General features: G+C 69.1%; 26 protein-coding genes and 1 tRNA gene. 7 read left to right on the top strand and 20 right to left on the bottom strand.

Going from position 1 to position 26,698, the window contains the following annotated elements; translation table 11 throughout:
* Positions 1-12: 12 nt before the first annotated feature.
* From ccoG to CAP38_RS07625, 7 genes are all read right to left on the bottom strand, one after another.
* Positions 13-1,392, bottom strand: coding sequence for a cytochrome c oxidase accessory protein CcoG (gene ccoG, locus CAP38_RS07655; protein WP_086121096.1), 1,380 nt, complete (start codon positions 1,390-1,392; stop codon positions 13-15).
* Between the two features lie 81 nt (positions 1,393-1,473).
* Complete coding sequence (gene ccoP, locus CAP38_RS07650) at positions 1,474-2,385, bottom strand: cytochrome-c oxidase, cbb3-type subunit III (protein ID WP_086120589.1); 912 nt, start codon at positions 2,383-2,385, stop codon at positions 1,474-1,476.
* 25 nt (positions 2,386-2,410) lie between these two features.
* A complete protein-coding gene (locus CAP38_RS07645) occupies positions 2,411-2,548 on the bottom strand; it encodes a cbb3-type cytochrome c oxidase subunit 3 (protein ID WP_086120587.1) in 138 nt (45 codons plus the stop codon).
* 12 nt (positions 2,549-2,560) lie between these two features.
* Entirely contained in the window at positions 2,561-3,187 is a 627-nt protein-coding gene (gene ccoO, locus CAP38_RS07640) for a cytochrome-c oxidase, cbb3-type subunit II (protein WP_086120585.1), read from the bottom strand.
* Between the two features lie 19 nt (positions 3,188-3,206).
* On the bottom strand, positions 3,207-4,649 hold the full coding sequence (gene ccoN, locus CAP38_RS07635) for a cytochrome-c oxidase, cbb3-type subunit I (RefSeq protein WP_086120583.1): 1,443 nt from the start codon (positions 4,647-4,649) through the stop codon (positions 3,207-3,209).
* A gap of 101 nt (positions 4,650-4,750) precedes the next feature.
* Positions 4,751-4,888 carry a cbb3-type cytochrome oxidase assembly protein CcoS gene (gene ccoS / locus CAP38_RS07630; protein WP_086120581.1) on the bottom strand — a complete coding sequence of 46 codons (138 nt, stop codon included), beginning with the start codon at positions 4,886-4,888 and terminating at the stop codon, positions 4,751-4,753.
* Between the two features lie 17 nt (positions 4,889-4,905).
* Positions 4,906-7,200, bottom strand: a complete 2,295-nt coding sequence (locus CAP38_RS07625) for a cation-translocating P-type ATPase (RefSeq protein WP_086121095.1) — start codon at positions 7,198-7,200, stop codon at positions 4,906-4,908.
* Between the two features lie 106 nt (positions 7,201-7,306).
* On the opposite strand from CAP38_RS07625, the gene CAP38_RS07620 reads away from it, so the two are divergent.
* Together CAP38_RS07620 and CAP38_RS07615 are read left to right on the top strand one after the other, a co-directional pair.
* Positions 7,307-7,750: a universal stress protein gene (locus CAP38_RS07620; RefSeq protein WP_086120579.1), complete on the top strand. Its 444-nt coding sequence runs from the start codon at positions 7,307-7,309 to the stop codon at positions 7,748-7,750.
* Between the two features lie 25 nt (positions 7,751-7,775).
* The gene (locus CAP38_RS07615) at positions 7,776-9,137 is read left to right on the top strand and encodes an MATE family efflux transporter (protein WP_086120577.1); all 1,362 of its coding nucleotides are present in this window, start codon (positions 7,776-7,778) and stop codon (positions 9,135-9,137) included.
* Positions 9,138-9,143: 6 nt separating this feature from the next.
* On the opposite strand, the gene CAP38_RS07610 is transcribed toward CAP38_RS07615, so the two are convergent.
* The 8 genes from CAP38_RS07610 to CAP38_RS07575 all read right to left on the bottom strand — a co-directional run bounded on the left by CAP38_RS07610 (position 9,144) and on the right by CAP38_RS07575 (position 17,627).
* The gene (locus tag CAP38_RS07610; protein WP_086120575.1) at positions 9,144-10,697 is read right to left on the bottom strand and encodes a malonyl-CoA synthase; all 1,554 of its coding nucleotides are present in this window, start codon (positions 10,695-10,697) and stop codon (positions 9,144-9,146) included.
* Between the two features lie 25 nt (positions 10,698-10,722).
* The gene (locus tag CAP38_RS07605; protein ID WP_086120573.1) at positions 10,723-11,517 is read right to left on the bottom strand and encodes an enoyl-CoA hydratase/isomerase family protein; all 795 of its coding nucleotides are present in this window, start codon (positions 11,515-11,517) and stop codon (positions 10,723-10,725) included.
* Complete coding sequence (locus CAP38_RS07600) at positions 11,517-12,500, bottom strand: tripartite tricarboxylate transporter substrate binding protein (protein ID WP_086120571.1); 984 nt, start codon at positions 12,498-12,500, stop codon at positions 11,517-11,519. Before CAP38_RS07600 ends, CAP38_RS07605 begins: the two co-directional genes overlap by 1 nt.
* Positions 12,501-12,540: 40 nt before the next feature.
* A complete protein-coding gene (locus CAP38_RS07595; protein WP_086120569.1) occupies positions 12,541-13,872 on the bottom strand; it encodes a malonyl-CoA decarboxylase domain-containing protein in 1,332 nt (443 codons plus the stop codon).
* Positions 13,869-14,537: a GntR family transcriptional regulator gene (locus tag CAP38_RS07590; protein ID WP_086120567.1), complete on the bottom strand. Its 669-nt coding sequence runs from the start codon at positions 14,535-14,537 to the stop codon at positions 13,869-13,871. The genes CAP38_RS07595 and CAP38_RS07590 overlap by 4 nt, the downstream gene beginning before the upstream one ends.
* Positions 14,538-14,653: 116 nt before the next feature.
* Positions 14,654-15,451: a prolipoprotein diacylglyceryl transferase gene (gene lgt, locus CAP38_RS07585; protein ID WP_086120566.1), complete on the bottom strand. Its 798-nt coding sequence runs from the start codon at positions 15,449-15,451 to the stop codon at positions 14,654-14,656.
* Positions 15,451-17,310, bottom strand: a complete 1,860-nt coding sequence (gene ilvD, locus CAP38_RS07580; RefSeq protein ID WP_086121094.1) for a dihydroxy-acid dehydratase — start codon at positions 17,308-17,310, stop codon at positions 15,451-15,453. Before ilvD ends, lgt begins: the two co-directional genes overlap by 1 nt.
* A 77-nt stretch (positions 17,311-17,387) precedes the next feature.
* On the bottom strand, positions 17,388-17,627 hold the full coding sequence (locus CAP38_RS07575) for a TIGR04438 family Trp-rich protein (protein WP_086120564.1): 240 nt from the start codon (positions 17,625-17,627) through the stop codon (positions 17,388-17,390).
* Between the two features lie 132 nt (positions 17,628-17,759).
* On the opposite strand from CAP38_RS07575, the gene CAP38_RS07570 reads away from it, so the two are divergent.
* The gene (locus CAP38_RS07570) at positions 17,760-18,065 is read left to right on the top strand and encodes a c-type cytochrome (protein ID WP_086120562.1); all 306 of its coding nucleotides are present in this window, start codon (positions 17,760-17,762) and stop codon (positions 18,063-18,065) included.
* A 73-nt stretch (positions 18,066-18,138) separates the two neighbouring features.
* Here the strand turns inward: CAP38_RS07570 and acs are convergent, their stop codons facing one another.
* Positions 18,139-20,133 carry an acetate--CoA ligase gene (acs, locus tag CAP38_RS07565; protein WP_086120560.1) on the bottom strand — a complete coding sequence of 665 codons (1,995 nt, stop codon included), beginning with the start codon at positions 20,131-20,133 and terminating at the stop codon, positions 18,139-18,141.
* Positions 20,134-20,288: 155 nt separating this feature from the next.
* On the opposite strand from acs, the gene CAP38_RS07560 reads away from it, so the two are divergent.
* Genes CAP38_RS07560 through murI form a run of 3 tightly spaced genes read left to right on the top strand, consistent with a single transcriptional unit; the run spans position 20,289 to position 23,293 of the window.
* The gene (locus tag CAP38_RS07560) at positions 20,289-20,885 is read left to right on the top strand and encodes a YqhA family protein (protein ID WP_086120558.1); all 597 of its coding nucleotides are present in this window, start codon (positions 20,289-20,291) and stop codon (positions 20,883-20,885) included.
* Positions 20,886-20,918: 33 nt separating this feature from the next.
* Positions 20,919-22,469: a fumarate hydratase gene (locus CAP38_RS07555; protein WP_086120556.1), complete on the top strand. Its 1,551-nt coding sequence runs from the start codon at positions 20,919-20,921 to the stop codon at positions 22,467-22,469.
* Positions 22,466-23,293, top strand: coding sequence for a glutamate racemase (murI, locus tag CAP38_RS07550; protein ID WP_086120554.1), 828 nt, complete (start codon positions 22,466-22,468; stop codon positions 23,291-23,293). Before CAP38_RS07555 ends, murI begins: the two co-directional genes overlap by 4 nt.
* 6 nt (positions 23,294-23,299) lie before the next feature.
* Here murI and CAP38_RS07545 read toward each other — a convergent pair whose 3' ends face one another.
* The 4 genes from CAP38_RS07545 to CAP38_RS07530 all read right to left on the bottom strand — a co-directional run bounded on the left by CAP38_RS07545 (position 23,300) and on the right by CAP38_RS07530 (position 26,147).
* The gene (locus CAP38_RS07545; RefSeq protein ID WP_086120552.1) at positions 23,300-24,607 is read right to left on the bottom strand and encodes an MFS transporter; all 1,308 of its coding nucleotides are present in this window, start codon (positions 24,605-24,607) and stop codon (positions 23,300-23,302) included.
* Between the two features lie 28 nt (positions 24,608-24,635).
* Positions 24,636-25,256 carry a DUF6806 family protein gene (locus CAP38_RS07540; protein ID WP_086120550.1) on the bottom strand — a complete coding sequence of 207 codons (621 nt, stop codon included), beginning with the start codon at positions 25,254-25,256 and terminating at the stop codon, positions 24,636-24,638.
* Positions 25,257-25,316: 60 nt separating this feature from the next.
* A tRNA-Leu gene (locus CAP38_RS07535) sits at positions 25,317-25,405 on the bottom strand.
* 40 nt (positions 25,406-25,445) lie between these two features.
* Positions 25,446-26,147, bottom strand: a complete 702-nt coding sequence (locus CAP38_RS07530; protein ID WP_086120548.1) for a cupin domain-containing protein — start codon at positions 26,145-26,147, stop codon at positions 25,446-25,448.
* A gap of 96 nt (positions 26,148-26,243) precedes the next feature.
* On the opposite strand from CAP38_RS07530, the gene CAP38_RS07525 reads away from it, so the two are divergent.
* Complete coding sequence (locus tag CAP38_RS07525; protein WP_086120546.1) at positions 26,244-26,696, top strand: PACE efflux transporter; 453 nt, start codon at positions 26,244-26,246, stop codon at positions 26,694-26,696.
* Positions 26,697-26,698: the final 2 nt, after the last annotated feature.

The raw sequence follows: 26,698 nt of genomic DNA, 5'->3' as shown, positions 1-26,698 counted from the left end.
TCCGGTGCCGGCTCAGCGCGGCACGATGAAAGTGGATGACTCGGTCACGCCCAGGTCGGGCTGGTCGATGGCACGGATGTCGAAGGCGATCGGGTGCGATCCGGTGGTGGCCGAGCCGGGCGGGATCTGCACGCTCACGCCCACGGCACGCACCTCGGTGGGCTGGACCTCCACCACCACGTCCGGTCGGGGGGCCAGGGCGATGCCTTCCAGCCCCTGGACCGTGACCCGGTACCGCTGGGTGGCCTCGGTGGCGTTCATGATCTGCAGCCGGTAGACGTTCTCGATGCGGCCCTGCTCCACCATGCGGGCCAGCGCGCCCCGGTCGCGCATCACGTCGACCTTGAGCGGCGTGCGCAGGAACAGGCTGCCGAGCACCGCCAGCGTGATGGCGCCCAGGATGGCGGCGTACACCAGCACGCGGGGGCGCAGGGCGCGCCGGAGCATCTGCGCACGGCTCCAGCCGTTTTCCATGCCGTTCTGGGTGGCATACCGGACCAGGCCGCGCGGATACCCCACCTTGTCCATCACGTCGTTGCACACGTCGATGCAGGCACCGCAGCCGATGCATTCGTACTGCAGGCCGTTGCGGATGTCGATGCCGGTGGGACACACCTGCACGCACAGGGTGCAGTCCACGCAGCTGCCCAGGCCGAGGGCGGCCGGATCGGCCTTCCGGCTGCGCGCACCGCGCGGTTCGCCGCGTCGCTCGTCGTAGGTGACGATCAGGGTGTCGCGGTCGAACATGGCGCTCTGGAAGCGCGCATAGGGACACATGTACTTGCACACCTGCTCGCGCAGGAAGCCGGCGTTGCCGTAGGTGGCCAGACCGTAGAACCCGATCCAGAACGCCTGCCACGGGCCCAGCGACAGGCTGGCCACCAGCCCGGCGAGTTCATGGATGGGCGTGAAGTAGCCCACGAAGGTGAAGCCGGTCCACAGCGACAACGCCAGCCACAGGCCATGCTTGAGCGACTTCCGCCCGAGCTTGTGCAGGCTGGCGGGCGACTGGTCCAGCCGCTGCCGGGCCGACCGGTCGCCCTCCACCTGCTTCTCGATCCACAGGAACATCTCGGTGTAGACCGTCTGCGGGCAGGCATAGCCGCACCACAGGCGGCCGGCCACCGCCGTGAACAGGAACAGCGCCAGGGCCGAGATGACGAGCAGGCCGGTGAGGTAGATGAAGTCCTGCGGGTACAGGACGAAATTGAAGATGAAGAAGCGCCGCGCCTCCAGGTCGAACAGCACCGCCTGGCGCCCGTTCCAGCCGATCCAGGGCAGGCCGTAGAACACCAGCTGGGTCAGCCACACCAGCGCCCAGCGCCAGCGCGAGAGCAGACCCGAGACCGAGCGCGGGTAGATCTTCTGCCGCGACGCATACAGCGAGACCATCACCTCGTCGTCGCCGGTGGCGGCGGCGGGTACCGGAACGATGGGGATGACGGTCTTGCGGTCGGTCACGGGAGGGCTCGGTCAGCGGGCGGCAGGCTTGTTCGACAGACCCCAGACGTAGGCGGTCAGCACATGGATCTGGTCGGCATTGAGCTTGGTCGCCTGCGACGGCATCTGGTTGCTGAAGCCGTTGGTGATGGCCTTGACCACCGCCTCCTCGCCCCAGCCATGCAGCCAGGTGTTGTCGGTCAGGTTGGGCGCGCCCATGGCGGTGTTGCCCTTGCCGTCCATGCCGTGGCAGGCGGCGCAGGCGCCGAACTTGCCCTTGCCCACCGCCGCCTTGACCGAGTCGTGCGGGCTGCCCGAGAGGCTGAGCACGTAGTGGGCCAGGTTGCGCACGTCCTCGGCCGAACCCACGGCGGCGGCCATGGGCGGCATCATGCCGTTGCGCCCTTCCATGAGCGTGGTCTTGATGTCGGCCGGGGTGCCGCCGTAGAGCCAGTCGCCGTCGGTGAGGTTGGGGAAGCTGCGGGCGCCGCGGGCATCCGAGCCGTGGCACTGGGCGCAGTTGTTCTGGAACAGTCGCTCGCCCACGGCCATGGCCTGCGCGTCACCCGCCAGCTGGTCAGGCGCCTGGCTGCGGAAGGCGGCGTAGATCGGGGCGATGGCTTCCTGCATCTTCTTCACCTCGGCCGTGTGCTGGCCCTGCGAGGACCAGCCGAGTGCGCCCTTGTACTGACCGAACATGGGGTACAGCAGGCCATAGGCCAGCGCAAAGATGACGGTGATGATGAACAGGTAGACCCACCACTTGGGCAGCGGGTTGTTGAGTTCCTGCAGGTCGCCGTCCCACACATGGCCGGTGGTGTTGTCGGCATGGGCCTTGACCTTGGTGGTGCCGCTGATCCACAGCAGCACGGCGCACGCGATGATGCTGACCAGGGTCAGGCCGGCCACGTACCAGGACCAGAAGTCGTTGGTGAAGTCGCTCATGATGGTTCTCGGTTCGGTTGTCGGGTCACTCGTCCTGGAAAGGCAGGTGGGCGGCTTCCTCGAAGCCGGCCTGGTTGCGGCGGGACCAGGCCCACACCACGATGCCCAGGAAGGTGATCAGGCTCACCACGGTGACGATGCTGCGCAGGTCGTTGATGTCCATGGCGGCACTCCTTTACTTGATGGCGGTGCCCAGCACCTGCAGGTAGGCGATCAGGGCTTCCATCTCGGTCTTACCCTTGACGGCGTCGACCGAGCCCTTGACCTCTTCGTCGCTGTAAGGGGCGCCCAGGGTGCGCAGCACCTCCATGCGGCGGGGCAGTCCCTCGGCCTTGACGGTGCGCTTCTCCAGCCACGGGTAGGCCGGCATGTTGGACTCGGGCACCAGGTCGCGCGGGTTGTTGAGGTGCACGCGGTGCCACTCGTCGCTGTAGCGGCCGCCCACGCGGGCCAGGTCCGGGCCGGTGCGCTTGCTGCCCCACTGGAAGGGGCGGTCGTACACGAACTCGCCGGCCACCGAGTAGTGGCCGTAGCGCAGGGTCTCGGCCTGGAAGGGCCGGATCATCTGCGAGTGGCAGTTGTAGCAGCCCTCGCGCACATAGATGTCGCGGCCGGCCACCTGCAGCGCGGTGTAGGGCTTGAGGCCCTCCACCGGCTGGGTGGTGGACTTCTGGAAGAACAGCGGGACGATCTCGACCAGTCCGCCGACCGCGATCACCAGCACGATGAGCACGATCATCAGGAAGTTGTTGGTCTCGATCCGCTCGTGGGTGAAACCGGTGGGTTTGTCAGCTTGTGCCATGGGATGTTTCCTCCGGTGTTCAGGCGTGGGCGGGCTGGGGTGCGGGCACCCGGACCGCTTGGGCCTGGCCGCTGCGGGCGGTCATGACGACGTTCCAGAGCATCACCAGCATGCCGCCCAGGTAGAGCAGGCCACCGACCAGACGGATCACATAGAAGGGGAAGCTGGCCTTGACCGACTCGACGAAGGTGTAGGTGAGACTGCCGTCGGGGTTGACCGAGCGCCACATCAGGCCCTGCATCACACCGGCGATCCACATGGCGGCGATGTAGAGCACGATGCCGATGGTGGCGGTCCAGAAGTGCAGCTCGATGGCCGGCACCGAGTACATCTGCTTGCGGCCATAGAGGCGCGGGATCAGGTAGTACATGGAGCCCATGGTCACCAGGCCGACCCAGCCCAGGGCACCGCTGTGCACGTGGCCGATGGTCCAGTCGGTGTAGTGGCTCAGGGCGTTGACCGTCTTGATCGACATCATCGGGCCCTCGAAGGTGCTCATGCCGTAGAACGACAGCGACACGATCAGGAAGCGCAGGATGGGGTCGTCACGCAGCTTGTGCCAGGCACCGCTCAAGGTCATGATGCCGTTGATCATGCCGCCCCAGCTCGGGGCCAGCAGGATGAGCGAGAACACCATGCCGACCGACTGGGTCCAGTCCGGCAGTGCGGTGTAGTGCAGGTGGTGCGGGCCGGCCCACATGTAGGTGAAGATCAGCGCCCAGAAGTGCACGATGGACAGGCGATACGAGTACACCGGACGCTCGGCCTGCTTGGGGATGAAGTAATACATCATTCCCAGGAAGCCCGCCGTGAGGAAGAAGCCCACCGCGTTGTGGCCGTACCACCACTGCACCATGGCGTCCTGCACGCCGGCGTAGGCCGAATAGCTCTTGAACAGGTCCACCGGCACGGCCGCGCTGTTGACCAGGTGCAGCACCGCCACGGCCAGGATGAAGGCGCCGAAGAACCAGTTGGCCACATAGATGTGGCGCACCTTGCGCATGCCCACGGTGCCGAAGAACACCACCGCATACGACACCCACACCAGGGTGATGAGGATGTCGATGGGCCACTCCAGCTCGGCGTACTCCTTGCCCGAGGTCAGGCCCAGCGGCAGCGTGACGGCCGCCAGCACGATGACCGCCTGCCAGCCCCAGAAGGTGAAGGCGGCCAGCGGCCCCGCAAACAGCCGGGTGTGGCAGGTGCGCTGCACCACGTAGTAGCTGGCCGCGAACAGGCCGCAACCGCCGAAGGCAAAGATGACCGCATTGGTGTGCAGCGGGCGCAGGCGGCCATAGGTGAGCCACTCGATGCCGAAGTTCAGGGCGGGCCAGGTGAGCTGCGCGGCGATGATCACGCCGACCAGCATCCCGACCACACCCCAGACCACGGTCATGAGGGCGAACTGCCTCACCACCTTGTCGTTGTAGACCGCGCTGGCGGCCGATGGGCTGACGGACATGGGAAAACTCCTCTCTCTCTGTAGTTGTGTGTAGTGTCGGCAAACCCGGGTCGGGCGGGCTTGACGTACGTCAAGCCCCGCACGGATCGACCCGCCCTGATTCAGTCGTTGCGCAGGATGCGCTCGCCCTCGCGCTCGATGTTGTCGAACTGGCCGCCCTGCAGCGCCCACCAGAACAAGGCAATGACGCCGAACACCACCAGGATGGACAGCGGGATGAGCAGGTACAGGACGTCCATGGGAACTCCGTTGAAGGTCAGGGCCGTGACAGCCGCAGCGCATTGCCGATGACGAGCAGCGAACTCGCCGCCATGCCCACGCCGGCCAGCCACGGCGGCATCCAGCCCACCAGCGCCAGCGGCACGCACACCGCGTTGTAGAGGGCGGCCCACAGCAGGTTCTGCCGCACGGTGCGCAGTGTGGCGCGGGCCAGCACCAGGGTGTGCACCACGTCCATCAGAGCGCCGCTCTGGATCACGTAATCGGACTGCGCCTGGGCCAGGGGGGCCGCATGGCCGAGGGCAAACGAGGTGTCGGCACGTGCCAGCACCGGCCCGTCGTTCAGCCCGTCCCCCACCATGGCGATGCGGTGGCCGGCGCGCTGCCAGCCCTGCACTTCATCCAGCTTGCGCTCCGGCGAAGCCTGGGCCACCACCCGGTCCATGCCCAGGTGGGCGGCCACCTGGCGGGCGGCGGCGTGGCGGTCGCCCGACAGCAGCCAGCAGCGCACGCCCAGGGCCTGCAGCGCCTGCACGGCGGCCTGGGCATCGTCGCGCAGCACCTCGCACAGGACCAGCGTGGCCAGCCAGCCATGCCCGTCGGCCAGCCAGACGCGCGGAGCCTGCGGCGGCTGGCCGTCGTCGGGCGCGCCGATGCCCGCCAGGACAAAGGCGGCCGAGCCCAGCCGTGCGGTGCTGCCGTCCTCCAGGCGAGCCTGCATGCCCTGCCCGGCGATTTCGCGGCGGTCGATGAGTCCCGGCAGCGGCAGCGCCATGGCCGACGCATCGGCCTCGCGGGCGGCCACCGCTGCGCGGGAGGACGGGTGCAGCGAGCCCTGCGCCAGCGCCGCCGCCAGGTTCAGCACCTCGGCCCGATCGGCACCGGGCCGCACCACCAGGGCCTGCAGCCCCAGCCGGTCGAGCGTGAGGGTGCCGGTCTTGTCGAACACCATGGTGTCGATGCCGGCCAGGGCCTCGAACGCCTGCAGCCGGCGCACCAGCACGCCGCCCCGGGCCAGCCGGCCTGCGGCGGCCAGCATGGCCGCCGGGGTGGCCAGCGACAGGGCGCAGGGGCAGGTGACGATGAGCACCGCCACCGCCACCGACAGCGCCCGCGAGGGCTCCACCTGCCACCAGGCCACACCGGCGGTGGCGGCGGCCAGCAGCACCAGCACCAGGAAGGGTGCCGCAATACGATCGGCCAGCAAGGCCAGCCGGGGCTTGTCGGTGGAGGCCTGCTCCATCAGCCGCACGATCTGGCCAAAGCGCGTGTCCTGCCCGAGCGCGGTCAGGCGCACCCGCACCGGACCTCCCAGGTTGAAGCTGCCGGCCACCACCGCATCGCCGGCCCGGTGCTCCACCGGGCGTGACTCGCCGGTCAGCAGCGCCTCGTCCACCGTGGCACTCTCGCTCAGCAGCACACCGTCGCCCGGAAAGGCCTGTCCGGCCGGCAGCAGCACCACATCGCCCACGGCCAGCCGGCGCACCGACACCCGCTCCGGCGTGCCGTCGGCGCGTTCGCGCTCGCAGGTCTCGGGCAGGCGGTTCATGAGCGCGTCCAGCGCGCCGGCGGTGCGGTCGCGGGCCTTGAATTCCAGGTAACGCCCGCCCAGCAGGAAGAACACGAACATGGTGAGCGAGTCGAACCACACCTCGTGTCCCCACGGGCCTGCCGGGTCGAAGGTGGCCGCACTGCTGGCCAGGAAGGTCACGAGGATGCCGATGGACACCGGCGTGTCCATGCCCACGCGGCCGCGCTTCAGATCGGTCCAGGCGCTGCGGAAGAACGGGCCGCTGGCGAAGAACACCACCGGCAGGCTCAGCACCCAGCTGGCCCAGCGCAGCAGCTGCTCGATGTCGGCCGGGATTTCGCCCGGCTGTGCGACATACGCCGGCCATGCGTACATCATGACCTGCATCATGCAGAAGCCGGCCACGAACAGGCGCCACAGGGCCTGACGGGTTTCCTTCAGACGCGCATCGACCGACAGGGCCTGGGCCATGGGCAGCAGGCGGTAGCCGGCCTCCCCCACCGCGCGGGCCAGGCGGGACAGGCGCGTGGCCTGCGGGTCCCAGCGCAGCACGAGGCGGCGCGTGGCCGCGTGCACCCGGGCCTCCTGCACACCGGGCAGCGGCGCCAGGGCCGACTCCACCGCATCGGCGCAGGCCGCGCAGTACATGCCCTGCACCATCAGGACCGATTCGCGGCTGGTCTCGCCCGGCGCGGCGGGCCGGGTGAAGTCCTGCTGCTCGGCGGGATCGTCGAGCACCAGGAAGTCGTCGGTGACGGTCAGGGGCCCCCGATGCCCGGGCGACCATGGGGTCGAAGTCATGGAGCGCAGCTTACGGCGGCCCATCTGCGGCGGTGTTGACCCATGTCAAGGCGCCGCCGGTTTGCGGCGCTAACCTGCATCCATCACCCACACCGGAGGAGAAACCATGTACCGACGCATCCTGGTGGCCACCGACGGCTCCAAGCTCTCGCAGAAGGCGGTCCAGCACGCCCTCGACCTGGCCGACATCACCGGCGCCGATGTGGTGGCGCTCAAGGTGGTGCCGCGTTACCCGCAGTCCTACTTCGAGGGCGGCGTGGCCCTGGCGGCCGCCGAGGTCGCGCGCATCGAGAAGCAGTGGCAGACCGAGGCCCTGACGGCGGTGGAGGCGGTGCGCTCGGCCGGCCAGCTGCGCGGCATCAAGGTCAAGCCGGTGACCGCGAAGTCGGATCTGGTGTCCGACGCCATCATTGCCACCGCCAAGCGCCAGAAATGCGACCTGATCGTCATGGCCTCGCACGGCCGGCGCGGCATCAAGCGGCTGCTGCTGGGCAGCGAGACACAGCAGGTGCTGACCCACGCCAATATCCCGGTGCTGGTGCTGCGCTGAGCGGCAGGCGCAGAATGCGCCCCGCATGTCTGCTCCCACCGCACGCCCCACCCCCCCCAACGCCGGTCGTTTCCTGACCGGCTCCACCCTGGGCCACGTCACCTCCATGACCGCCGCCGGCTCGGTCGGGCTGATGGCGCTGTTCGCGGTGGACGTGCTCAACCTGTTCTACATCGCCCGGCTGGGTCAGCCCGAACTCACGGCGGCCGCAGGCTATGCCGCCACGCTGCTGTTCTTCCTGACCTCGTTGTCCATCGGGCTGGCGATTGCCGCCACCGCCCTGACCTCCCGCGCCCTGGGGGCCGGGCAGATGCCGCAGGCCCGGCAGATGGCCGGCGCCTCGCTGGCCTACATGGGACTGTCCATGGCGGCCTGCGCCCTGCTGATGGCCCCTGCCGTGCCCTGGATGCTGCAGGCCCTGGGTGCCCGGGGCGAAGCGGCGCAGGCGGCGGCGCGCTTCCTGTGGATCGTGCTGCCCTCGGCCCCGCTGCTGGGCCTGGCCATGGGCCTGGGCGCCCTGCTGCGCGCCGTGGGCGATGCCCGGCGTGCCATGGGCGTGACGCTGTGCGGCGCCGCCGTGGTGGCCTGCCTGGACCCGCTGGCCATCCTGACCCTGGGCTGGGGCCTGGACGGCGCAGCCGGGGTGACCGTGATCGCCCGCGCCGCGATGGTGGCCTTCGGCCTGCACGCGCTGGTGCGACGGCACCGGCTCTGGGCGTGGCCGACGCGCTCCAGCCTGCAGCAGCACTGGAAGCCCTACATGGCCATCGGTCTGCCGGCGGTGCTCACGCAACTGGCCACGCCGGTGGGCAACGCCATGGTGACCGGGGTGATGGCACCGTTCGGCGACGCGGCGGTGGCAGCCTGGGCCGTCATCGTGCGGATCATTCCGCTGGCCTTCGTGGCGCTGTTCGCTTTGTCCGGCGCGGTGGGGCCGATCATGGGACAGAACCTGGGCGCGCAGCGGCACGACCGCCTGCGCAGCACGCTGGACGACAGCCTGAAGCTGGTGGCGGTGTATGTGCTGGCGGTGTGGCTGCTGCTGGCGCTGACCCGAGGCTGGATCGCACAGGCGTTCGGGGCCACCGGGGAGGCGGCCGAACTCATCGAGTTCTTCTGCCTGTTCGTGGCCGGCAGCTACCTGTTCAACGGCGCGCTGTTCGTGGCCAACGCGGCCTTCAACAACCTGGGCTTCGCCTTCTATTCCACCGCGCTGAACTGGGGCCGAGCCACGCTGGGCGTGGCCCCCTTCATTGCCCTGGGCGGGCAGTGGTTTGGCGCCCTGGGCGTGCTGGCCGGCTATGGCCTGGGCGTGGTGGGCTTCGGGGTGGCCGGCATGTGGCTGTGCCGCCGGGTGATCCGGCGGATGGAGGCCCAGGCCGGTTGAGCCCCCTCAGCTGAACAGGCCCTTGTGCTGGTCGCGCAGCAGGTTCTTCTGCACCTTGCCCATGGTGTTGCGCGGCAGTTCGGGCACCACGAAGCACCGCTTGGGGATCTTGTAGTTGGCCAGCCGCGCCTTGAGCGCGTTGATCAGCGCCTGCGGATCGGGCTCGGTGCCGGGCCGGGCGATCACCACCGCCACCCCCACCTCGCCGAAGTCCGGGTGCGGCACGCCCACCACCGCGCTCTCGGCCACGCCGGGCATCTGGTTGAGCTCGCTCTCGACCTCGGCCGGATAGACGTTGTAGCCGCCGGAGATGATGAGGTCCTTGCTGCGGCCGACGATGGTCACATAACCACGCTCGTCGACCTTGCCCACGTCGCCGGTCTTGAAGAAGCCGTCGCTGGTGAACTCCTCGGCCGTCTTCTCGGGCATGCGCCAGTAGCCGCTGAACACGTTGGGGCCGCGCACCTGGATGCCACCGATCTCGCCGGTCTCCACCGGGCGGCCGGCGTCGTCCACCACGCGCAGCTGCACGCCGGGCAGCGGGAATCCCACGGTGCCGCCCCGGCGCTCGGTCTGGCCGGGATGGCGCGGGTCCTCGCGGTAGGGGTTGGAGGTCAGCATGATGGTCTCGCTCATGCCGTAGCGTTCCAGGATGGTGTGGCCGGTGCGCTCCCGCCAGGCCTGGAAGGTCTCGATCAGCAGCGGTGCCGAGCCCGACACGAACAGCCGCATGCCGGCAGCCGCCTCGCGGGTGAGGCCCGGCTCGGCCAGCAGGCGGGTGTAGAGCGTGGGCACGCCCATGAACACGGTGGCACGCCCCATGAGCTCCAGCACCGCCCGGGGCTCGAACTTGTTGAGCCACAGCATCGGGCTGCCGTTGATGAGTGCGCCATGGATGGCCACGAACAGACCGTGCACATGGAAGATGGGCAACGCATGGATCAGCACGTCGTCGGCCTTCCAGCCCCAGTAGTCGCGCAGCACGCGGGCGTTGCTCAGCATGTTGCCGTGCGAGAGCATGGCCCCCTTGCTGCGGCCGGTGGTGCCGCTGGTGTAGATGATCACGCCCAGCTCGTCGGCCGCGCAGGTGGCCGGGGTGTGCACGTCGCTGTGGTGGGCGGCGCGGTCCAGCAGGCTGCCGGTGCGGTCGTCGCCCAGGGTGAACACATGGCGGGTGCCGGCCTGGAAGGCGATCTTGGAGACCCAGCCGAAATTGGCCGGACTGCACACCACCATGGCCGGCTCTGCGTTGCCCACGAAGTACTCGATCTCGCCGGCCTGGTAGGCGGTGTTGAGCGGCAGGAACACATGACCGGCGCGCAGCGTGGCCAGGTACAGGATGAGGGCCTCGACCGACTTCTCCACCTGCACCGCGATGCGCGAGCGCGGCGGCAGCTTCAGCGAGTCGATCAGGTTGGCCACCATGGCAGTGGCGCGGTCCAGATCGCGCCATGAATAACGCAGGCCGGACTGGGCACCGCCCACGGTCTCCACGGCGGTGGCGTCCAGGTCGGCGGGGAAGGCGTCGCGCAGGGCGACATACAGGTTGTGGTTGCTCATGGCAGGCGGGGTGGTACAGGAAATATCAGGCGCCCCCGAACACCGGGGCGCGCTTGTGCAGGAATGCCGTGATGCCTTCGCGGTGCTCGGCGCTGTCGGCGTAGTCGTAGGCGCCGGCCAGCAGGGCGGCATCGGGTTCGGGCGGGCACAGGGCACGCAGGGTCTGCTTGTTAAGCCGCGCCGCCTGCGGGGCCAGGCCGGCCATGCGGGTGGCGCGCTCCAGCGCATCGGCCTGCACGTCGGCGTCATCGACCACCGCCTGCAGGAAGCCGCGCTGCAGCAGGGTGTTTGCATCCAGCACGGCGGCCTGCAGCAGCATTTCGCGTGCCGTGGCCAGACCGGCCTCGCGGGCCACCAGCTGGGCCTCGCGCGGGGCCATGGGGAAGCCCAGCCGCGCAATCGGCGCGCCGAAGCGGGCACCTTGGCCGGCCACACGGATGTCGCAGCAGCTGGCGATCTCCATGCCGGCGCCCATGCAGTTGCCCTCGATGGCGGCCACCACCGGCAGGTCGCAGTCCAGCATGGCGGACAGGCCGCCCCAGACGTCGTTCTCGTGGAAGTCGCGCAGCCCCTCCGGGCGGAACCGGAAATCCGGGTATTCGGCGATGTCGCCCCCGGCACAGAAGTGGCCGCCCTCCCCGCTCACCAGCACGGCGCGCACGCCGGCCAGTTCGCCCGGGCCGGCCTGCAGCCGCCGGAAAACGTCGGCCAGCTCGCGCCACATGGCGCGCGACATGGCATTGAGCCGACCGGGATGGCACAGCGTCACGCGGGCCAGCGCCCCTTCGATACCGAAGCGGATGTGGCCCACGCCGCGCATCAGTCCAGCTTGGCGCCCGAGGCCTTGACCACGGCAGCCCACTTGCGGATCTCGCCCTTGACGAAGCTGTCGAAGGCATTGCCGCTGAGGTCCGGGAACTCGGCGCCCTGGTTGGCCCACACGGCCTTGGCCTCGTCGGTGTTGACCGCCTTGCGGATCTCGTCGATGGCGGCCTTCTGGGCATCGGCCGGGGTGCCCTTGGGGGCCCACACGCCGTACCAGGTGGTGACGTTGTAGTCCGGCAGGCCCAGTTCGGCGGCGCAGGGCACGTCGGGGAAGGCCGGATTGCGCCTGGCGCCGGCCACCATGAGCGCCTTGATGCGGCCGCCCTTGATGTGCGCGGCCGACGATCCCAGGCCGTCGAACATCATGTCCACGTTGCCGGCGATCAGGTCGTTGAGGGCCGGGCCCGCGCCCCGGTAGGGGATGTGGGTGATGAAGGTCTTGGTCTGCTGCTTGAACAGCTCGCCGGCCAGGTGGTGCGAGGTGCCGCCGCCGGCCGAGCCGTAGTTGAGCTTGCCGGGACTGGACTTGACCTGCTTGAGGAAGTCCTGGAAGTTGCCCGGGATGCGCTTGGGGCTGACCACCAGCACCTGCGGCACGCTGGCCACCAGGATCAGGGGGATCAGGTCCTTCTCGATGTCGTAATCGAGCTTGGGGTACATGGCCGGGGCGATGGAGTGGTGCACCGCGCCCATGAACAGGGTGTAGCCGTCGGGCTGGGCCTTGGCCGCGATGCTGGCCCCCAGCGTGCCGCCGGCGCCGCCCCGGTTGTCGATCACCAGCGACTTGCCGGAGAGCCGGGTGAAGGCCGCGGACAGCGGCCGCGCGAAGGCGTCGGTGCCGCCGCCGGCCGGGAACGGCACGATCATGGTGACCGGCTTGGCGGGCCAGCCGGTCTGGGCGAAGGCGCCCGCATGGTGAAGGGCGGTGCCGGCCAGGGTGGCACCCAGCAGGTGGCGGCGTTGCAGCAATGGGCTCATGGTGTTGTCTCCGGGTCGTTGTGGTTGTGGGTGAAAGCGGTCAAAGGTACAGGTCTTCCACGGCGCCGGCCATCGGTATTTTTCCGGCTGCGAGCTGGGCGCGATGCCGGTCCAGGCGCTTGAGGTCGTAGAGGTAGTTGACCATCAGGCCATACGACTGCTTGACCCCTTTGGCCGAGGGGTCGGCACCCCAGTTCAGGCGCTCCACCCGCGCCCCGTTGCCCAGATGGAAGCGGGCCACCGGGTCCAGCGGCTTGCCGTCGGCCAGTTCGCGGGTCAGGTAGCGCGCGGCCCAGCCCAGCAAGGCCCGCCGCGGCGTGTCGTGTTCGCCCAGTTCGTCCCAGCGCTCCCAGGCCGCCAGCAGATCGGCCGGTGCCTGGCGCTGCAGCCAGGTCCGCAGCCCGGGAATCGGCGAGAGCGTGGCGAACACCTTGAGGCGCGGGAACTCGGCCTGCAGGGTTTCCACCACGTGCTTGATCAGCGAATCACCGAAGCTCACACCCCGCAGGCCGGTCTGGGTGTTGCTGATGGAATAGAAGATGGCGGTGGTGGCGCGGGTCAGGTCGTCCGGGGCGGCCGACTCGTCCAGCAACGGCGTGATGCTCTGGGCGATGTGGTTCATGAGCGCCACTTCCACGAAGATCAGCGGCTCGCCGGGCAGACGCGGGTGGAAGAAGCCGTAGCAGCGGCGGTCGCTGTCGAGCCGGTTCTTCACGTCGGCCCAGCTGCGGATGTCGTGCACCGCCTCGTACTGGATCAGCTTTTCCACCAGCGAGGCCGGCGAGTCCCAGCTGATGCGGCGCAGCTCCAGAAAGCCCACGTCGAACCAGGTGGAGAACATGTACTCCATCTCCACATCCAGCGCCTGCAGCGACGGCTCGCCCTTCAGGCAGGGCTGCAGTTCGGCCCGCATGTCCACCAGGAACCGGATGCCCTGCGGATGCGCGCTGATGCGCTGCAGCACCCGGCGCCGGGGCGAGACGGTGGCGCGGCGGAACCGCACCTCGGCCGCGGCCTCGTCCGGCGTCCCGGCGGCAGCGGCCAGATCGGCCTGGGCCTTGCGGACCTTCTCGGGGTCGGCCTTGAACTGCTCGCACAGCAGCCGCCAGACATCGCGCCGCTCGGGTGCCGGCGCGGTGGCGTACCAGTCCATCAGCAGCTGGGCCCGACGACCGCCCTCGACCTCGCTGACCATGGGGTCCACGATGGCCTGGATCTCGTCGAGCCGCTGGCGCAGGGCGCGCGGCGACAGGGCCTCGTCACCCTGGCGCAGCCGCGCCTTCAGCCGCTCGGCGGTGCTGCGCCGCACCGATGCAGGCGCCGATGAACGAAGCTTGCCCACCCGCTCGCTGATCCAGGTCGAAGCGTTCATGCCGAAATCCTTGAAGTGCGTTGGCGGGCCAGCTCGCGCAGCGCCTCGCGCTGACGCGTCAGGTGGGTGCGCATGGCCGCCTCGGCGCCCTCGGCATCGCGGGCCTGGAGGGCGGCGTACACCGCCATGTGCTCGGCCAGGCTCTGGGCCAGGCGACCGGGGGCATGCAGCTGCTGCAGCCGGGCCAGCCGCAGGATCTTGCGCAGGTCGCCGATCACCTGGGCCAGCCAGCGGTTGTCGGCCAGGGTGATGATGGCTTCGTGGATGGCGTGGTTGGTCTCGTAGTACTCGCTGATGCGCCGGGCCTGGGCATGGCGGTTGAGGCGCTGGTGCAGCACATCGAGTGCGGCCAGGTCGGCGTCGCTGGCGTTGCGCGCCGCCTCGAAGGCGCAGCGGCCTTCCAGCAGCGCGATCACCGGAAAGATCTCGTCCAGGTCGCGCTCGGTGATCTGGTTGACGAAGCAGCCGCGCCGCGGTTCGTGCCGCAGCAGTCCCTCGGCAGTGAGCACCTTCAGCGCCTCGCGCAGCGGCGTGCGGGAGATGCCCAGCTGCTCACACAGCGCCGGCTCGTCGATGAAGCTGCCGGGCGCCAGGCTGCCGCCGAAGATCAGCCCGCGCAGCCGGTCGGCCACGTCGTCGTGCAGGGAGCTGGGGACCAGGCGCATGGGGGGGGTGCGTGGGCAGGGTCAGGAAATTATCTGTAATTACGCGTAATGCTAGATCGGAGTCCGAAAAAATGGGCAGGTGCTTACCCTGCCCTCCGCGGTCGGATCGCTGGCGCTCAACGCGGCCGGCTGTGCCAGGCCAGCGCCAGCCCGCCCACGATCATCGGGACGCACAGCCACTGGCCCATGCTCATGCCCAGCGACAGCAGGCCCAGGTGGGCGTCGGGCTCGCGGAAGAACTCGGCCACGAAGCGGAACACGCCGTAGCCCAGCAGGAACAGGGCCGACACCTGGCCGGTGGCGCGGGGCTTGCGGGCATACAGCCACAGCAGCACGAACAGCAGCAGCCCCTCCAGCAGGAACTGGTACACCTGCGAAGGGTGGCGCGGCAGGTCGCCCGCACCCCGGAACACCATGCCCCAGGGCAGCGACGGATCGGCCACGCGGCCCCACAGCTCGCCATTGAGGAAGTTGCCCACCCGCCCGGCCGCCAGGCCGGTGGGCACGCAGGGTGCCACGAAGTCCATCACCTGCAGCCAGGGCCGGCGCCGGCTGCGGGCGAACCAGACCATGGCCAACAGCACGCCGATCAGGCCGCCATGAAAGCTCATGCCGCCCTGCCACACCGCGAACACCTCCAGCGGGTGCTGGAGGTAGTAGCCCGGCTGGTAGAACACGCAGTAGCCGATGCGCCCGCCGGCCACCACGCCCAGCACGCCCAGGAACAGGATGTCCTCGACGTCGCGCGGGGCCCAGGCCGGTTCGCGCTGGCTGGCAAAGGGCTCGTGCTTCAGGCGCAGGCGCCCGAGCAGCACGAACAGCACGAAGGCCGCGAGGTACGTCAGGCCGTACCAGTGGATGGCCACCGGACCCAGCTGCAGCGCCACCGGATCGATGGCGGGGTGAACCAGCATCAGCCTTCCAGCCTGGACAGGTCGCGCACCGCACCCTTGTCGGCCGAGGTGGCCAGCAGCGCGTAGGCGCGCAGCGCGGCCGAGACCTGGCGCGGGCGCGGCTGCTCGGGCTTCCAGCCCTTGGCGTCCTGCTCGGCGCGGCGGCGGGCCAGTTCCTCGTCGCTCACCAGCACGTTGATGCTGCGGTTGGGAATGTCGATCCGGATGCGGTCACCGTTGCGCACCAGGCCGATGGCGCCGCCGGCGGCCGCCTCGGGCGAGCAGTGGCCGATGGACAGGCCCGAGGTGCCGCCCGAGAAGCGGCCGTCGGTGAGCAGCGCACAGGCCTTGCCCAGGCCCTTGGACTTGATGTAGCTCGTGGGGTAGAGCATTTCCTGCATGCCGGGGCCGCCCTTGGGGCCTTCGTAGCGGACCACCACCACGTCGCCGGCCTTGACCTTGTCGTCCAGGATGTTCTGCACCGCGTCGTCCTGGCTCTCCACCACATGGGCCGGGCCTTCGAACACCATCAGGCTGTCGTCCACGCCGGCGGTCTTGACCACGCAGCCGTCCACCGCGATGTTGCCGCGCAGCACCGCCAGACCACCCTCCTTGGAGAAGGCATGGTCGTAGGAACGGATGCAGCCCTCGGCGCGGTCGAGGTCCAGGCTGGGCCAGCGGGTGTTCTGGCTGAAGGCCACCTGGGTGGGAATGCCGGCCGGACCGGCCAGGTAGAAGGTCTTGACCGCCTCGGACGGGTTGCGGGCCACGTCCCATTCGTCCAGCGCGTGCTTGAGCGTGGGGGCGTGCACCGTGGGCACGTCGGTGTGCAGCTTGCCGGCGCGATCGAGCTCGCCCAGGATGGCCATGATGCCGCCGGCGCGGTGCACGTCCTCGATGTGGTACTTGTTGGTGTTGGGCGCCACCTTGCACAGCTGCGGCACGTCGCGCGACATGCGGTCGATGTCGGCCATGTCGAAATCGATCCCGGCTTCCTGCGCGGCGGCCAGGATGTGCAGGATGGTGTTGGTGGAGCCGCCCATGGCGATGTCGAGCGTCATGGCGTTCTCGAACGCCTTCTTGCCGATGGCGCGCGGCAGCACCGAGGTGTCTTCCTGCTCGTAGTAGCGGCGGCAGAGTTCCACCACCGTGCGGCCGGCGCGCTTGAACAGCTCCTCGCGGTCGGCGTGGGTGGCCAGCACCGTGCCGTTGCCCGGCAGCGAGAGGCCCAGGGCCTCGGTCAGGCAGTTCATGGAGTTGGCGGTGAACATGCCCGAGCACGAACCGCAGGTGGGGCAGGCGGAGCGCTCCACCTCGGCCAGGTCGGCGTCGGACACCTTGTCGTCGGCGGCCATGACCATGGCGTCGATCAGGTCGAGCTTCTTGATCTGGATGGTGGCGCTGCCCGGCACGGCCAGGCGCACCTTGCCGGCCTCCATCGGACCGCCCGAGACGAACACCACCGGGATGTTCAGCCGCATGGCCGCCATGAGCATGCCGGGGGTGATCTTGTCGCAGTTGGAGATGCACACCAGCGCATCCGCGCAGTGGGCGTTGACCATGTACTCCACCGAGTCGGCAATGATGTCGCGGCTGGGCAGCGAGTACAGCATGCCGTCGTGGCCCATGGCGATGCCGTCGTCCACCGCGATGGTGTTGAACTCCTTGGCCACACCGCCCACCGCCTCGATCTCGCGGGCCACCAGCTGGCCCAGGTCCTTGAGGTGCACATGGCCGGGCACGAACTGGGTGAAGGAGTTCGCGATGGCAATGATGGGCTTGCCGAAGTCGCCATCCTTCATGCCGGTGGCACGCCAGAGGGCGCGGGCTCCGGCCTGGTTGCGGCCGGCGGTGGAGGTCTTGGAGCGGTATTGCGGCATGGTGTCTCGGGGGTCGTTGTGGGTGGTGGGCGACCGTGCATCGGTCAACCCGGGATTATCGGCGGGGCTCGATGCCCCTAGCGGCGATGCCGGTCCAGGCCCAGGGCCTTGCGCTGCTTCTCGATCCGGTCGGCCTTGCGCTGGTCCATCTTCTCCATCTGCTTGCGGCGGGTGTATCCCGAACTGTCGGCCCAGGCCCACCAGAGCACCGCCAGACCGAAAGGCGCCAGCACCACCCACCACGACCAGCCGGCCACCGGGCCGACCTCGAGGTACTTGAACAGCAGCAGCACCACGCCGGCAGACAGGAAATACATGGAAACCTCCGGTGAAGCGCGGGTAAACACCCGGCAAAAAGCAGTGAATCCGTGGCGTTTCGGGGGATTGAACCAACAGGGTCTGGATAGAATCCGACCGCTACCGCAACCACCCCCAGAGGACACAACCCCATGAAACGCACCCTGATGATTATGGCCTCGCTGGCCGTGCTGTCGGCCCCTGCCATGGCCGACGAGGCCCTGGCCAAGAGCAAGAACTGCCTGGCCTGCCACGCCATGGACAAGAAGCTGGTCGGCCCGTCCTACAAGGACATCGCCAAGAAGTACGCCGGCGACGCCAAGGCCGTCGACATGCTGGCCACCAAGATCCAGAAGGGTGGCGCCGGCGTCTGGGGTGCCATCCCCATGCCCGCCAACCCGCAGGTCAGCGACGCCGAGGCCAAGAAGCTCTCCGCCTGGATCCTGGGCATGAAGTGATGGCCTGCGCCTGCGGCGCAGCCCCGAAAAAAAACCCGCCTCGAAGGCGGGTTTTTTCATGGGCGAAGCAGGCTCAGTTGTTCTGGGCGAGCTGCTCCAGGATGGCCGGATTTTCCAGGGTGGAGGTGTCCTGGGTGATGGCCTCGCCCTTGGCGATGGAGCGCAGCAGGCGGCGCATGATCTTGCCGGAGCGGGTCTTGGGCAGGTTGTCGCCGAAGCGGATGTCCTTCGGCTTGGCGATCGGGCCGATCTCCTTGCCCACCCAGTCGCGCAGCTCCTTGGCGATGGCCTTGGCCTCGTCGCCGGTGGGGCGGGAGCGCTTGAGCACCACGAAGGCCACGATGGCCTCGCCGGTGAGGTCGTCCGGACGGCCCACCACGGCGGCCTCGGCCACCAGGTCGGTCTTGCCGACCAGGGCGGACTCGATCTCCATGGTGCCCATGCGGTGGCCCGAGACGTTGAGCACGTCGTCGATGCGGCCGGTGATGCGGAAATAGCCGCGGTCGGCGCTGCGCACCGCACCGTCGCCGGCCAGGTAGTAGCCGCGCAGCTCGTCCGGGAAGTAGCTCTTCTTGAAACGCTCGGGGTCGCCCCAGATGGTGCGGATCATGGACGGCCAGGGCTTCTTGACCACCAGGATGCCGCCGGCGCCGTTCGCCACGTCATTGCCGGTCTCGTCCACGATGGCAGCGGCAATGCCCGGCAGCGGCAGCGTGCAGGAGCCCGGCACCAGCGGCGTGGCGCCCGGCAGCGGGGTGATCATGTGGCCGCCGGTCTCGGTCTGCCAGAAGGTGTCCACGATGGGGCAGCGCTCGCCGCCCACATGCTTGTAGTACCACATCCAGGCCTCGGGGTTGATGGGCTCGCCCACCGAACCCAGCAGGCGCAGGCTGGAGAGGTCGGAGCGGGCCGGGTGCACCTTCTCGTCGCCCTCGGCCGCCTTGATGAGCGAGCGGATGGCCGTGGGCGCGGTGTAGAAGATGGTGCACTTGTGCTTCTCGATCATCTGCCAGAAGCGGCCGGCATTCGGGTAGGTGGGCACACCCTCGAACACGATCTGGGTGGCGCCGGCGGCCAGCGGGCCGTAGGCCACGTAGCTGTGGCCGGTGATCCAGCCGATGTCGGCGGTGCACCAGAAGATGTCGTCGGCCTTCAGGTCGAAGGTCCAGTTCATGGTCAGGTTGGCCCACAGCAGGTAGCCGCCGGTGCTGTGCTGCACGCCCTTGGGCTTGCCGGTGGAGCCGGAGGTGTAGAGCACGAACAGCGGGTGCTCCGCACCCACCATCTCGGCCGGGCAGGTGGTGGACTGGCCGGCCATGTCCTCGTGCATGAAGGTGTCGCGGCCGGCCACCATGTGGCAGGCGGTGGGGGTGCGCTGGAACACGATCACGTTCCTGATGGTGTCGCAGCCGCCCATGGCGATGCCTTCGTCCACGATGGACTTCAGCGGCAGTTCCTTGCCGCCGCGCAGCTGGTAGTTGGCGGTGATGACCGCCACGGCGCCGGCGTCCTGGATGCGCTCCTGCAGCGCCTTGGCCGAGAAGCCGCCGAACACCACCGAGTGGGTGGCGCCGATGCGGGCGCAGGCCTGCATGGCCACCACGCCTTCGATGGTCATGGGCATGTAGATGACGACCCGGTCGCCCTTCTTCACGCCCTTGGCCTTGAGAACATTCGCAAATTGCGACACTTTGGCCAGCAGTTCGCGGTAGGTGACGCGGGTGACCTCGCCGCCGTCGGCCTCGAAGATGATGGCGGTCTTGTTCTCGACCGGGGTGCCCATGTGGCGGTCCAGGCAGTTGAACGACGCATTGAGCTCGCCGTCCTGGAACCATTTGTAGAAGGGCGCCTGGGACGCATCCAGCGTCTGGGTGAAGGGCTTGTGCCAGGTCAGGGTCTCGCGCGCCAGCCGGGCCCAGAAGCCCTCGTGATCCCGCTCTGCCTCGGCGCACAGCGCCTGGTAGGCGTCCATGCCCGAGATGCGGGCGGCCCGGACGGTGGCGGCAGAGGGTTCGAAGACCCGGTTCTCGACCAGGGTGGATTCGATCGACGACGAGGGTGCGGACATGCGCAAGTCTCCTGAGATGTTGTTGAAAACCGGAACGCCGGGCACTGTGCGCAGGGGCTCTTACAGGCCACTGACACAGAGGCGACACCTACAATAGCAGGCTGCCCGTCAGGTGGGTACAACCCCGCCCGGACCACCACGCATTTTCCCTGCCCATGACCGATCCCGTCAAAACCAGCCCCATCCGGCCCCTGCCCAACCTGATCTTTGCCAGCCGCTGGCTGCAGCTGCCGCTGTACCTGGGCCTGATCGCCGCCCAGGGCATCTATGTGTTCCATTTCTGGGTCGAGCTGGTGCACCTGATCGAGGCCGCCTTCGGCAACGAAGCGGCGCTGCAGAAGCTCATCACCAGCATCGGCTACAAGAGCGACGTGGCCCTGACCGGCCTGAACGAGACCATCATCATGCTGGTGGTGCTGGCCCTGATCGACGTGGTCATGATCAGCAACCTGCTCATCATGGTGATCGTGGGTGGCTACGAGACCTTCGTGAGCCGCATGAACCTCGAATCCCACCCCGACCAGCCCGAATGGCTCAGCCACGTGAATGCCTCGGTGCTCAAGGTCAAGCTGGCCACGGCCATCATCGGCATCAGCTCCATCCACCTGCTCAAGACCTTCATCAACGCGGCCAACTACGACGAGAAGGTGCTGATGTGGCAGACCATCATCCATGTGGCCTTCCTGTTCAGCGCCATGGCCATCGCCCTGGCCGACCGCCTGATGCATGTGCCGGACAGCGGCAAGCACTGAATCTGCCCCCTCCCCCACCCACCTGTTGAGACCATGAGCACCATCCGCCAGGAAGACCTGATCGAATCCATCGCCGGCGCGCTGCAGTACATCAGCTACTACCACCCGGCCGACTACATCGCCCACCTGGCCCGCGCCTACCAGCGCGAGCAGAGCGCCGCCGCCAAGGACGCCATCGCGCAGATCCTGACCAACAGCCGGATGAGCGCCGTGGGTCACCGGCCCATCTGCCAGGACACCGGCATCGTCAACGTGTTCCTCAAGGTCGGCATGAACGTGCGCTGGGAAGGCTTTTCCGGCGGGCTGGAAGACGCGGTCAACGAAGGCGTGCGCCGCGGCTACAACCACCCGGACAACCAGCTGCGCGCCAGCGTGGTGGCCGATCCGCAGTTCCTGCGCAAGAACACCAAGGACAACACGCCGGCGGTCATCTTCACCGAGATCGTGCCGGGCGACACGGTGGAAGTGACCGTGGCCGCCAAGGGCGGCGGCAGCGAGAACAAAAGCAAGATGATCATGCTCAACCCCGGCGACTCGGTGGTTGACTGGGTGATGAAGACCGTGCCCACCATGGGCGCCGGCTGGTGCCCGCCGGGCATGCTGGGCATCGGCATCGGCGGCACGGCCGAGAAGGCGGTGCTCATGGCCAAGGAGTCGCTCATGGACGACCTGGACATGTACCAGCTGCAGGAAAAGGCCGCCAAGGGCGAGAAGCTCAGCCAGGTGGAAGAGCTGCGCCTGGAGCTGTATGACAAGGTCAACGCCCTGGGCATCGGTGCGCAGGGCCTGGGCGGCCTGACCACGGTGCTGGACGTCAAGATCAAGATGTACCCCACCCACGCGGCCAGCAAGCCGGTGGCCATGATCCCCAACTGCGCCGCCACCCGCCATGCCCACTTCGTGCTGGACGGCAGCGGCCCGGTCTATCTGGACGCGCCCAGCCTCGACCTGTGGCCCGACGTCAACTGGGTGCCCGACACCCAGAAGAGCACCCGCGTCAACCTCGACACCCTCACCAAGGCCGATGTGGCCGCCTGGAAGCCGGGCCAGACCCTGCTGCTCAACGGCAAGATGCTCACCGGCCGCGACGCCGCGCACAAGCGCATCCAGGGCATGCTGGCCAAGGGCGAGAAGCTGCCGGTGGACTTCACCAACCGGGTCATCTACTACGTGGGCCCGGTGGACCCGGTGCGCGACGAGGCCGTCGGCCCGGCCGGCCCCACCACCGCCACCCGCATGGACGGCTTCACCGAGATGATGCTGGCCGAGACCGGCCTGATCGCCATGGTGGGCAAGGCCGAGCGCGGCCCGGTGGCCATCGAGGCCATCCAGAAGCACCAGAGCGCCTACCTCATGGCGGTGGGTGGCGCGGCCTACCTGGTGTCCAAGGCCATCAAGTCGGCCCGGGTGGTCGGCTTTGAAGACCTGGGCATGGAAGCCATCTACGAGTTCGACGTGGTCGACATGCCGGTGACGGTGGCGGTGGACGCCGGCGGCACCAGCGCCCACATCACCGGCCCGGCCGAGTGGCAGAAGCGCATCGCCAGCGGCGAGTTCAAGGGCATCACCGTCGCCTCGGCTTGAACGCCAGCGCTCGCCACGTCGGCGTGTTCGACAGCGGGGTCGGCGGCCTGAGCGTGCTGCGGGCCCTGCGCACCGAGCTGCCCGGCGTGCGTTTCACCTACCTGGCCGACAGCCTGCACGCGCCCTACGGTGAACGCAGTGCCGACTGGGTGGCCAACCGGTCCCAGGCCATCGTGCGGTGGCTGCGGCAGGTCCACCGCATCGACGCGCTGGTGGTGGCCTGCAACACCGCCACCGCGCTGGCCATCGACGGCCTGCGCGCCACCCACGCCGACCTGCCCATCGTGGGCGTGGAGCCGGCCATCAAGCCGGCGGCCGAACTCAGCGCCAGCGGCCAGGTGGGCGTGCTGGCCACGCGCGGCACCCTGGGCAGCGAACGCTACCGCGCCCTGCGCCAGCGCCTGGAGGCCGCCGCCACCCGCCCGCTGCACATCCACGACCAGCCCTGCGACGGTCTGGCCGGGGCCATCGAGCGCGGCGACGCCGAGGCCATCGGACGCCTGGGCAACCAGCATGTGGGCTCGGTGCGGCAGGCCATGCCGGCCCTCGACACCCTGGTGCTGGGCTGCACCCATTACCCTTTTGCCATCGAAGTGCTGCAGCAGGCTGCCGGCCCGGCCGTGCGGCTGGTGGACACCGGCGAGGCGGTGGCCCGCCGCACCCGCCAGGTGCTGCAGCTGGCCACGGCCGAAGCCGGCCAGGCCCCGCAGGCCGAATCCGCCCTGCTGACCACCGGCGAGCCCGAGGCCCTCACCGCCGCTGCGCACCGCTGGCTGGGCTGGCAGCAGCCGGCGCAGCGCGTGGTGGTGCCCGACCTGGGCTGAGTCCGCTCAGGCGGGCGGTGGGGAGGCCAGCGCCGCGCGGCGCCCGCGATCCATGTCCACCGGCACCAGCAACACCAGGCCCAGCGCGAACAGCAGCGCGGTGCTGCCGATGGCCAGACGGTGGTTGCCGTCGGTGATCCAGGTGATGGCGCCATAGGTCAGCGGACCCACGATGCTGGCCACCCGGGTGGCGAAGGTCCACAGGCCATAGAACTCGGCCAGCTGGGCCGGCGGCGCCAGCACCCCTGCCATGGCCCGCCCGGCCGACTGGCTCGAGCCCATGCACAGGCCGGCGATGGCAGCGGCCCACCAGAACACCGCCTGGGTGGTGGTGAGCGCGGCCAGCACGCAGGTGGCCATCCAGCCCAGCAGCGTGAGGGCCAGGGCCCGCTTGTGGCCCAGCCTGTCCTGGCCGTAACCGAAGGCGAAGGCTCCTGCCATGGCGGCGATGTTGAGCACGAAGATCAGCACCATGGTCTGCTGCGGCTGGAAGCCCACCACCTGCTCGGCATAGATGGCCGCCAGCGCGATGGCCACCGCCACCCCGCCCTGGTAGGCCGCGGCGCAGGCCAGGAGCCACATGAAATCGCGGTAGTGGCGGGCCTGCCGCAGGGTGGCGCGCAGCTGTCGCCAGGCGGCACCCAGACCGGTGTCAGGACCGGCCGGCCGGGGGCTGGCATGTTCGCGCAGCAGCAGCAGCGAGGCGGTGCCGGCCACGGCAAACAGGCCGGCGGTGATCAGCATGGTCACCGGCACGAACTCGGCGGCCGGTCGACCGGCCGCCTGGGCCTGCAGCACCCAGGCCAGGCTCAGACCCAGCGCCAGCATGCCGCCCACGTAGCCCAGGCTCCAGCCCCACCCGCTCACCCGGCCCATGGCCTGCGGCCGGGCCAGCTCGGGCAGGAAGGCGGCCGCCAGCGACTCGCCCCAGGCGAAGAAGGTGTTCGACACCACCACCAGCAGCACACCCAGCACCACCGCACCCGGCCCCACCAGCGCCAGCGATGCCGTGCTCAGCACGCAGCCCACGGTGCACAGGGCCAGCAGCCGACGTTTGGCCCCGTGCTGGTCGGCCCAGGCACCGATGCCGGGCATGGTGAGCATGACGATCAGGTGGGAGGCACTCAGGGCCGCCGTCCAGGCCAGGGTGGCCCAGCTTTCGCCGCCGGCCACGGCACCCACGAAGTAGGCCGCGAAGACCGCCGTGAGCACCACGGTGGTGTAGCCGGAATTGGCAAAGTCGTAGAGGGCCCAGCCCAGCACCTCGCGCGGACGCACGCCAGGGTTGAGCGCGTCGGCAGAAAACAGCGGCATGGGTGGATGTCCTCAGGCCGCCCGGGCTTCAGTGCAGGTGGCGCGGCTTGCGCGGGCCGCCGTGGCCCGAGCCGCCATGGCCGCGCGGCGGACGGCCCAGCTGCATGGAATTGACCAGCGCGTCGAAGCGCTGGGTGAACAGCTGGTCGATGGCGCCCACCACATCGCCGAGCTCGGCGGCGTCGAAGTGGCGCTCCATGACGTGCACCACGTCCTGCACCAGCAGGTCGCGCTGGGTCTGCATGATGGCCGCCGGCGTGGGACCGACGAAGAACATGACGAAGTCGTCGCGGGCTTCCTCGCCCTCGGCCGGGTCTTCCTCGTCGTACTCGGTGTCGTAGAAGGACACCTCCAGCGGTGCGCCGGCCGCGCTGATCTCGTTGAGGCCCATGCAGGCCTCTTCCATGGTCTGGCGGAAGTCCTCGTCACCGGCCACCGTCCAGCAGATCTGCAGCACGTGGGCTTCCTGATCGACCCGGATGCCGGGCTCGTCCTCGTAGCTGCTGGCCGCAGCGGCGGCCAGCGAGCGGGCGCCGGCGTACTGCCACAGGGGTTTGAGCGCCTCCTGGATCTGCTCGTAGGCCACGTCCTCGCGCAGGGGCAGGTCGCCGTGCACATGGATTTCGAAGGGGGCGTTGAATTGGCTCATGAAAACTCGCTGGTCCGGTGATGTCCGGAAGGGTGGCCGGTGATGGTGTCCGGCCGTGGCTGGTGCCCCGAACCGGAATCGAACCGGTACGCCCTGGTGGGGGCGGCGGATTTTAAGTCCGCTGTGTCTACCAATTTCACCATCGAGGCAGACCCCCGATTGTCGCAGGTTGGGCCCGGGCGGCGATTTTCAGGCGCCGACGCGGCCGTAACCCGTGCCGGCCGGTGCCTGCGCATCCGCCAGCAGGTGCCCGGTCTTCACGAAGATCAGGCAGCCCTCGCGCGAGAACGGCTGGTGCTGGCTCAGGTGCGGGCTGCGCAGCCAGCTGCCCGCCGGGTAATCGCCGTGCTCGTCGGAGAACACGCCCTCCACCACGAAGATCTCCTCGCCCCCGTAGTGCTGGTGCGGGTTGAAATACGTGCCCGGCGCCCAGCGAACCAGCGCGGTGTGGCAGGTGCCGAAGGACGAGAGCGGCAGCACCGACAGGCCGGGCACCAGGCCCGGGCGCAAGTCGGCGCGGCGGGTGTCGATGGCCAGCTGCGCCTGGTCCTGCGGGTCCTGGTAACGCAGCTTGACGAAGAGGGTGCAGCCCGGCTCCGAGAACGGCGCATGCCGCGAGCCCGGCGGGTTCTTGAGGTAGGTGCCGGGGCCGTGGTTGCCGCTCTCGTCGCTGAACACGCCCTCGAGCACCAGGATTTCCTCGCCCAGCCCGTGGTCGTGGGCGTCGAACCGGGCGCCCGGTGCGTAACGCACCACCGAGGTGGCGCGGGCCACCTCGTCGCCGTCGCGCTCGAGCATGCGGCGCTCCACCAGTTTCGAGGGTGACGGGACCCAGGGCAGGTCATTGCTGTGGACCACACAGCGCTGGGACCAGTCGGCACGGAGTTTCATGCGGAGATTCTGCCCCCGGCTGAGATACCCTGCACCGTGTCGGTGCATGGGCGGGCCCGACCGGTTAGAGTCGCGGGTTTGGTTCCCGGGCCCCCCATGCAAGGTCTCCAGCGCAAGCTCGTCTACGTCACGCTCTATGAGCTGATCGCCATCACCGCCTCCACCGTGATGCTCCAGCTGTTCTCCGGCAGCGACCTGGAGCGGGCCGGCGTGGCCGCCGTGGGCGCGGCCGTGGTGGCCGTGGTCTGGAACCTGGCCTACAACACCGCGTTCGAGTGGTGGGAATCCCGACAGGCCACCCGGGGCCGCAGCCTGGGACGGCGGGTGGCGCATGCCGTGGGTTTCGAGACCGGTCTGGTGATCACCCTGGTGCCGGCCTTTGCCTGGTGGCTGGACCTCACGCTGTGGGAGGCCTTCGTCATGGACATCGGCCTGATCGTGTTCTTCCTGATCTACACCTTCGTCTTCAACTGGGCCTTCGACCGGGTGTTCGGCCTGCCGGCCTCGGCCCTGCCCGCCGGCACGGGCGACGGTCAGCTGCAGGGCTGACC

The sequence above is a fragment of the Hydrogenophaga sp. IBVHS2 genome, from assembly GCF_002127215.1.
Taxonomy (GTDB): domain Bacteria; phylum Pseudomonadota; class Gammaproteobacteria; order Burkholderiales; family Burkholderiaceae_C; genus Hydrogenophaga.
Note: the sequence above shows the minus strand (reverse complement) of the source record. Positions and strands in the feature narration are given on the sequence as shown.

Coding starts and splice junctions, on each gene's coding strand:
- ccoG (WP_086121096.1), bottom strand. CDS start 1,392: ATGGTCTCGCTGTATGCGTCGCGGCAGAAGATCTACCCGCGCTCGGTC.
- ccoP (WP_086120589.1), bottom strand. CDS start 2,385: ATGAGCGACTTCACCAACGACTTCTGGTCCTGGTACGTGGCCGGCCTG.
- CAP38_RS07645 (WP_086120587.1), bottom strand. CDS start 2,548: ATGGACATCAACGACCTGCGCAGCATCGTCACCGTGGTGAGCCTGATC.
- ccoO (WP_086120585.1), bottom strand. CDS start 3,187: ATGGCACAAGCTGACAAACCCACCGGTTTCACCCACGAGCGGATCGAG.
- ccoN (WP_086120583.1), bottom strand. CDS start 4,649: ATGTCCGTCAGCCCATCGGCCGCCAGCGCGGTCTACAACGACAAGGTG.
- ccoS (WP_086120581.1), bottom strand. CDS start 4,888: ATGGACGTCCTGTACCTGCTCATCCCGCTGTCCATCCTGGTGGTGTTC.
- CAP38_RS07625 (WP_086121095.1), bottom strand. CDS start 7,200: ATGACTTCGACCCCATGGTCGCCCGGGCATCGGGGGCCCCTGACCGTC.
- CAP38_RS07620 (WP_086120579.1), top strand. CDS start 7,307: ATGTACCGACGCATCCTGGTGGCCACCGACGGCTCCAAGCTCTCGCAG.
- CAP38_RS07615 (WP_086120577.1), top strand. CDS start 7,776: ATGTCTGCTCCCACCGCACGCCCCACCCCCCCCAACGCCGGTCGTTTC.
- CAP38_RS07610 (WP_086120575.1), bottom strand. CDS start 10,697: ATGAGCAACCACAACCTGTATGTCGCCCTGCGCGACGCCTTCCCCGCC.
- CAP38_RS07605 (WP_086120573.1), bottom strand. CDS start 11,517: ATGCGCGGCGTGGGCCACATCCGCTTCGGTATCGAAGGGGCGCTGGCC.
- CAP38_RS07600 (WP_086120571.1), bottom strand. CDS start 12,500: ATGAGCCCATTGCTGCAACGCCGCCACCTGCTGGGTGCCACCCTGGCC.
- CAP38_RS07595 (WP_086120569.1), bottom strand. CDS start 13,872: ATGAACGCTTCGACCTGGATCAGCGAGCGGGTGGGCAAGCTTCGTTCA.
- CAP38_RS07590 (WP_086120567.1), bottom strand. CDS start 14,537: ATGCGCCTGGTCCCCAGCTCCCTGCACGACGACGTGGCCGACCGGCTG.
- lgt (WP_086120566.1), bottom strand. CDS start 15,451: ATGCTGGTTCACCCCGCCATCGATCCGGTGGCGCTGCAGCTGGGTCCG.
- ilvD (WP_086121094.1), bottom strand. CDS start 17,310: ATGCCGCAATACCGCTCCAAGACCTCCACCGCCGGCCGCAACCAGGCC.
- CAP38_RS07575 (WP_086120564.1), bottom strand. CDS start 17,627: ATGTATTTCCTGTCTGCCGGCGTGGTGCTGCTGCTGTTCAAGTACCTC.
- CAP38_RS07570 (WP_086120562.1), top strand. CDS start 17,760: ATGAAACGCACCCTGATGATTATGGCCTCGCTGGCCGTGCTGTCGGCC.
- acs (WP_086120560.1), bottom strand. CDS start 20,133: ATGTCCGCACCCTCGTCGTCGATCGAATCCACCCTGGTCGAGAACCGG.
- CAP38_RS07560 (WP_086120558.1), top strand. CDS start 20,289: ATGACCGATCCCGTCAAAACCAGCCCCATCCGGCCCCTGCCCAACCTG.
- CAP38_RS07555 (WP_086120556.1), top strand. CDS start 20,919: ATGAGCACCATCCGCCAGGAAGACCTGATCGAATCCATCGCCGGCGCG.
- CAP38_RS07545 (WP_086120552.1), bottom strand. CDS start 24,607: ATGCCGCTGTTTTCTGCCGACGCGCTCAACCCTGGCGTGCGTCCGCGC.
- CAP38_RS07540 (WP_086120550.1), bottom strand. CDS start 25,256: ATGAGCCAATTCAACGCCCCCTTCGAAATCCATGTGCACGGCGACCTG.
- CAP38_RS07530 (WP_086120548.1), bottom strand. CDS start 26,147: ATGAAACTCCGTGCCGACTGGTCCCAGCGCTGTGTGGTCCACAGCAAT.
- CAP38_RS07525 (WP_086120546.1), top strand. CDS start 26,244: ATGCAAGGTCTCCAGCGCAAGCTCGTCTACGTCACGCTCTATGAGCTG.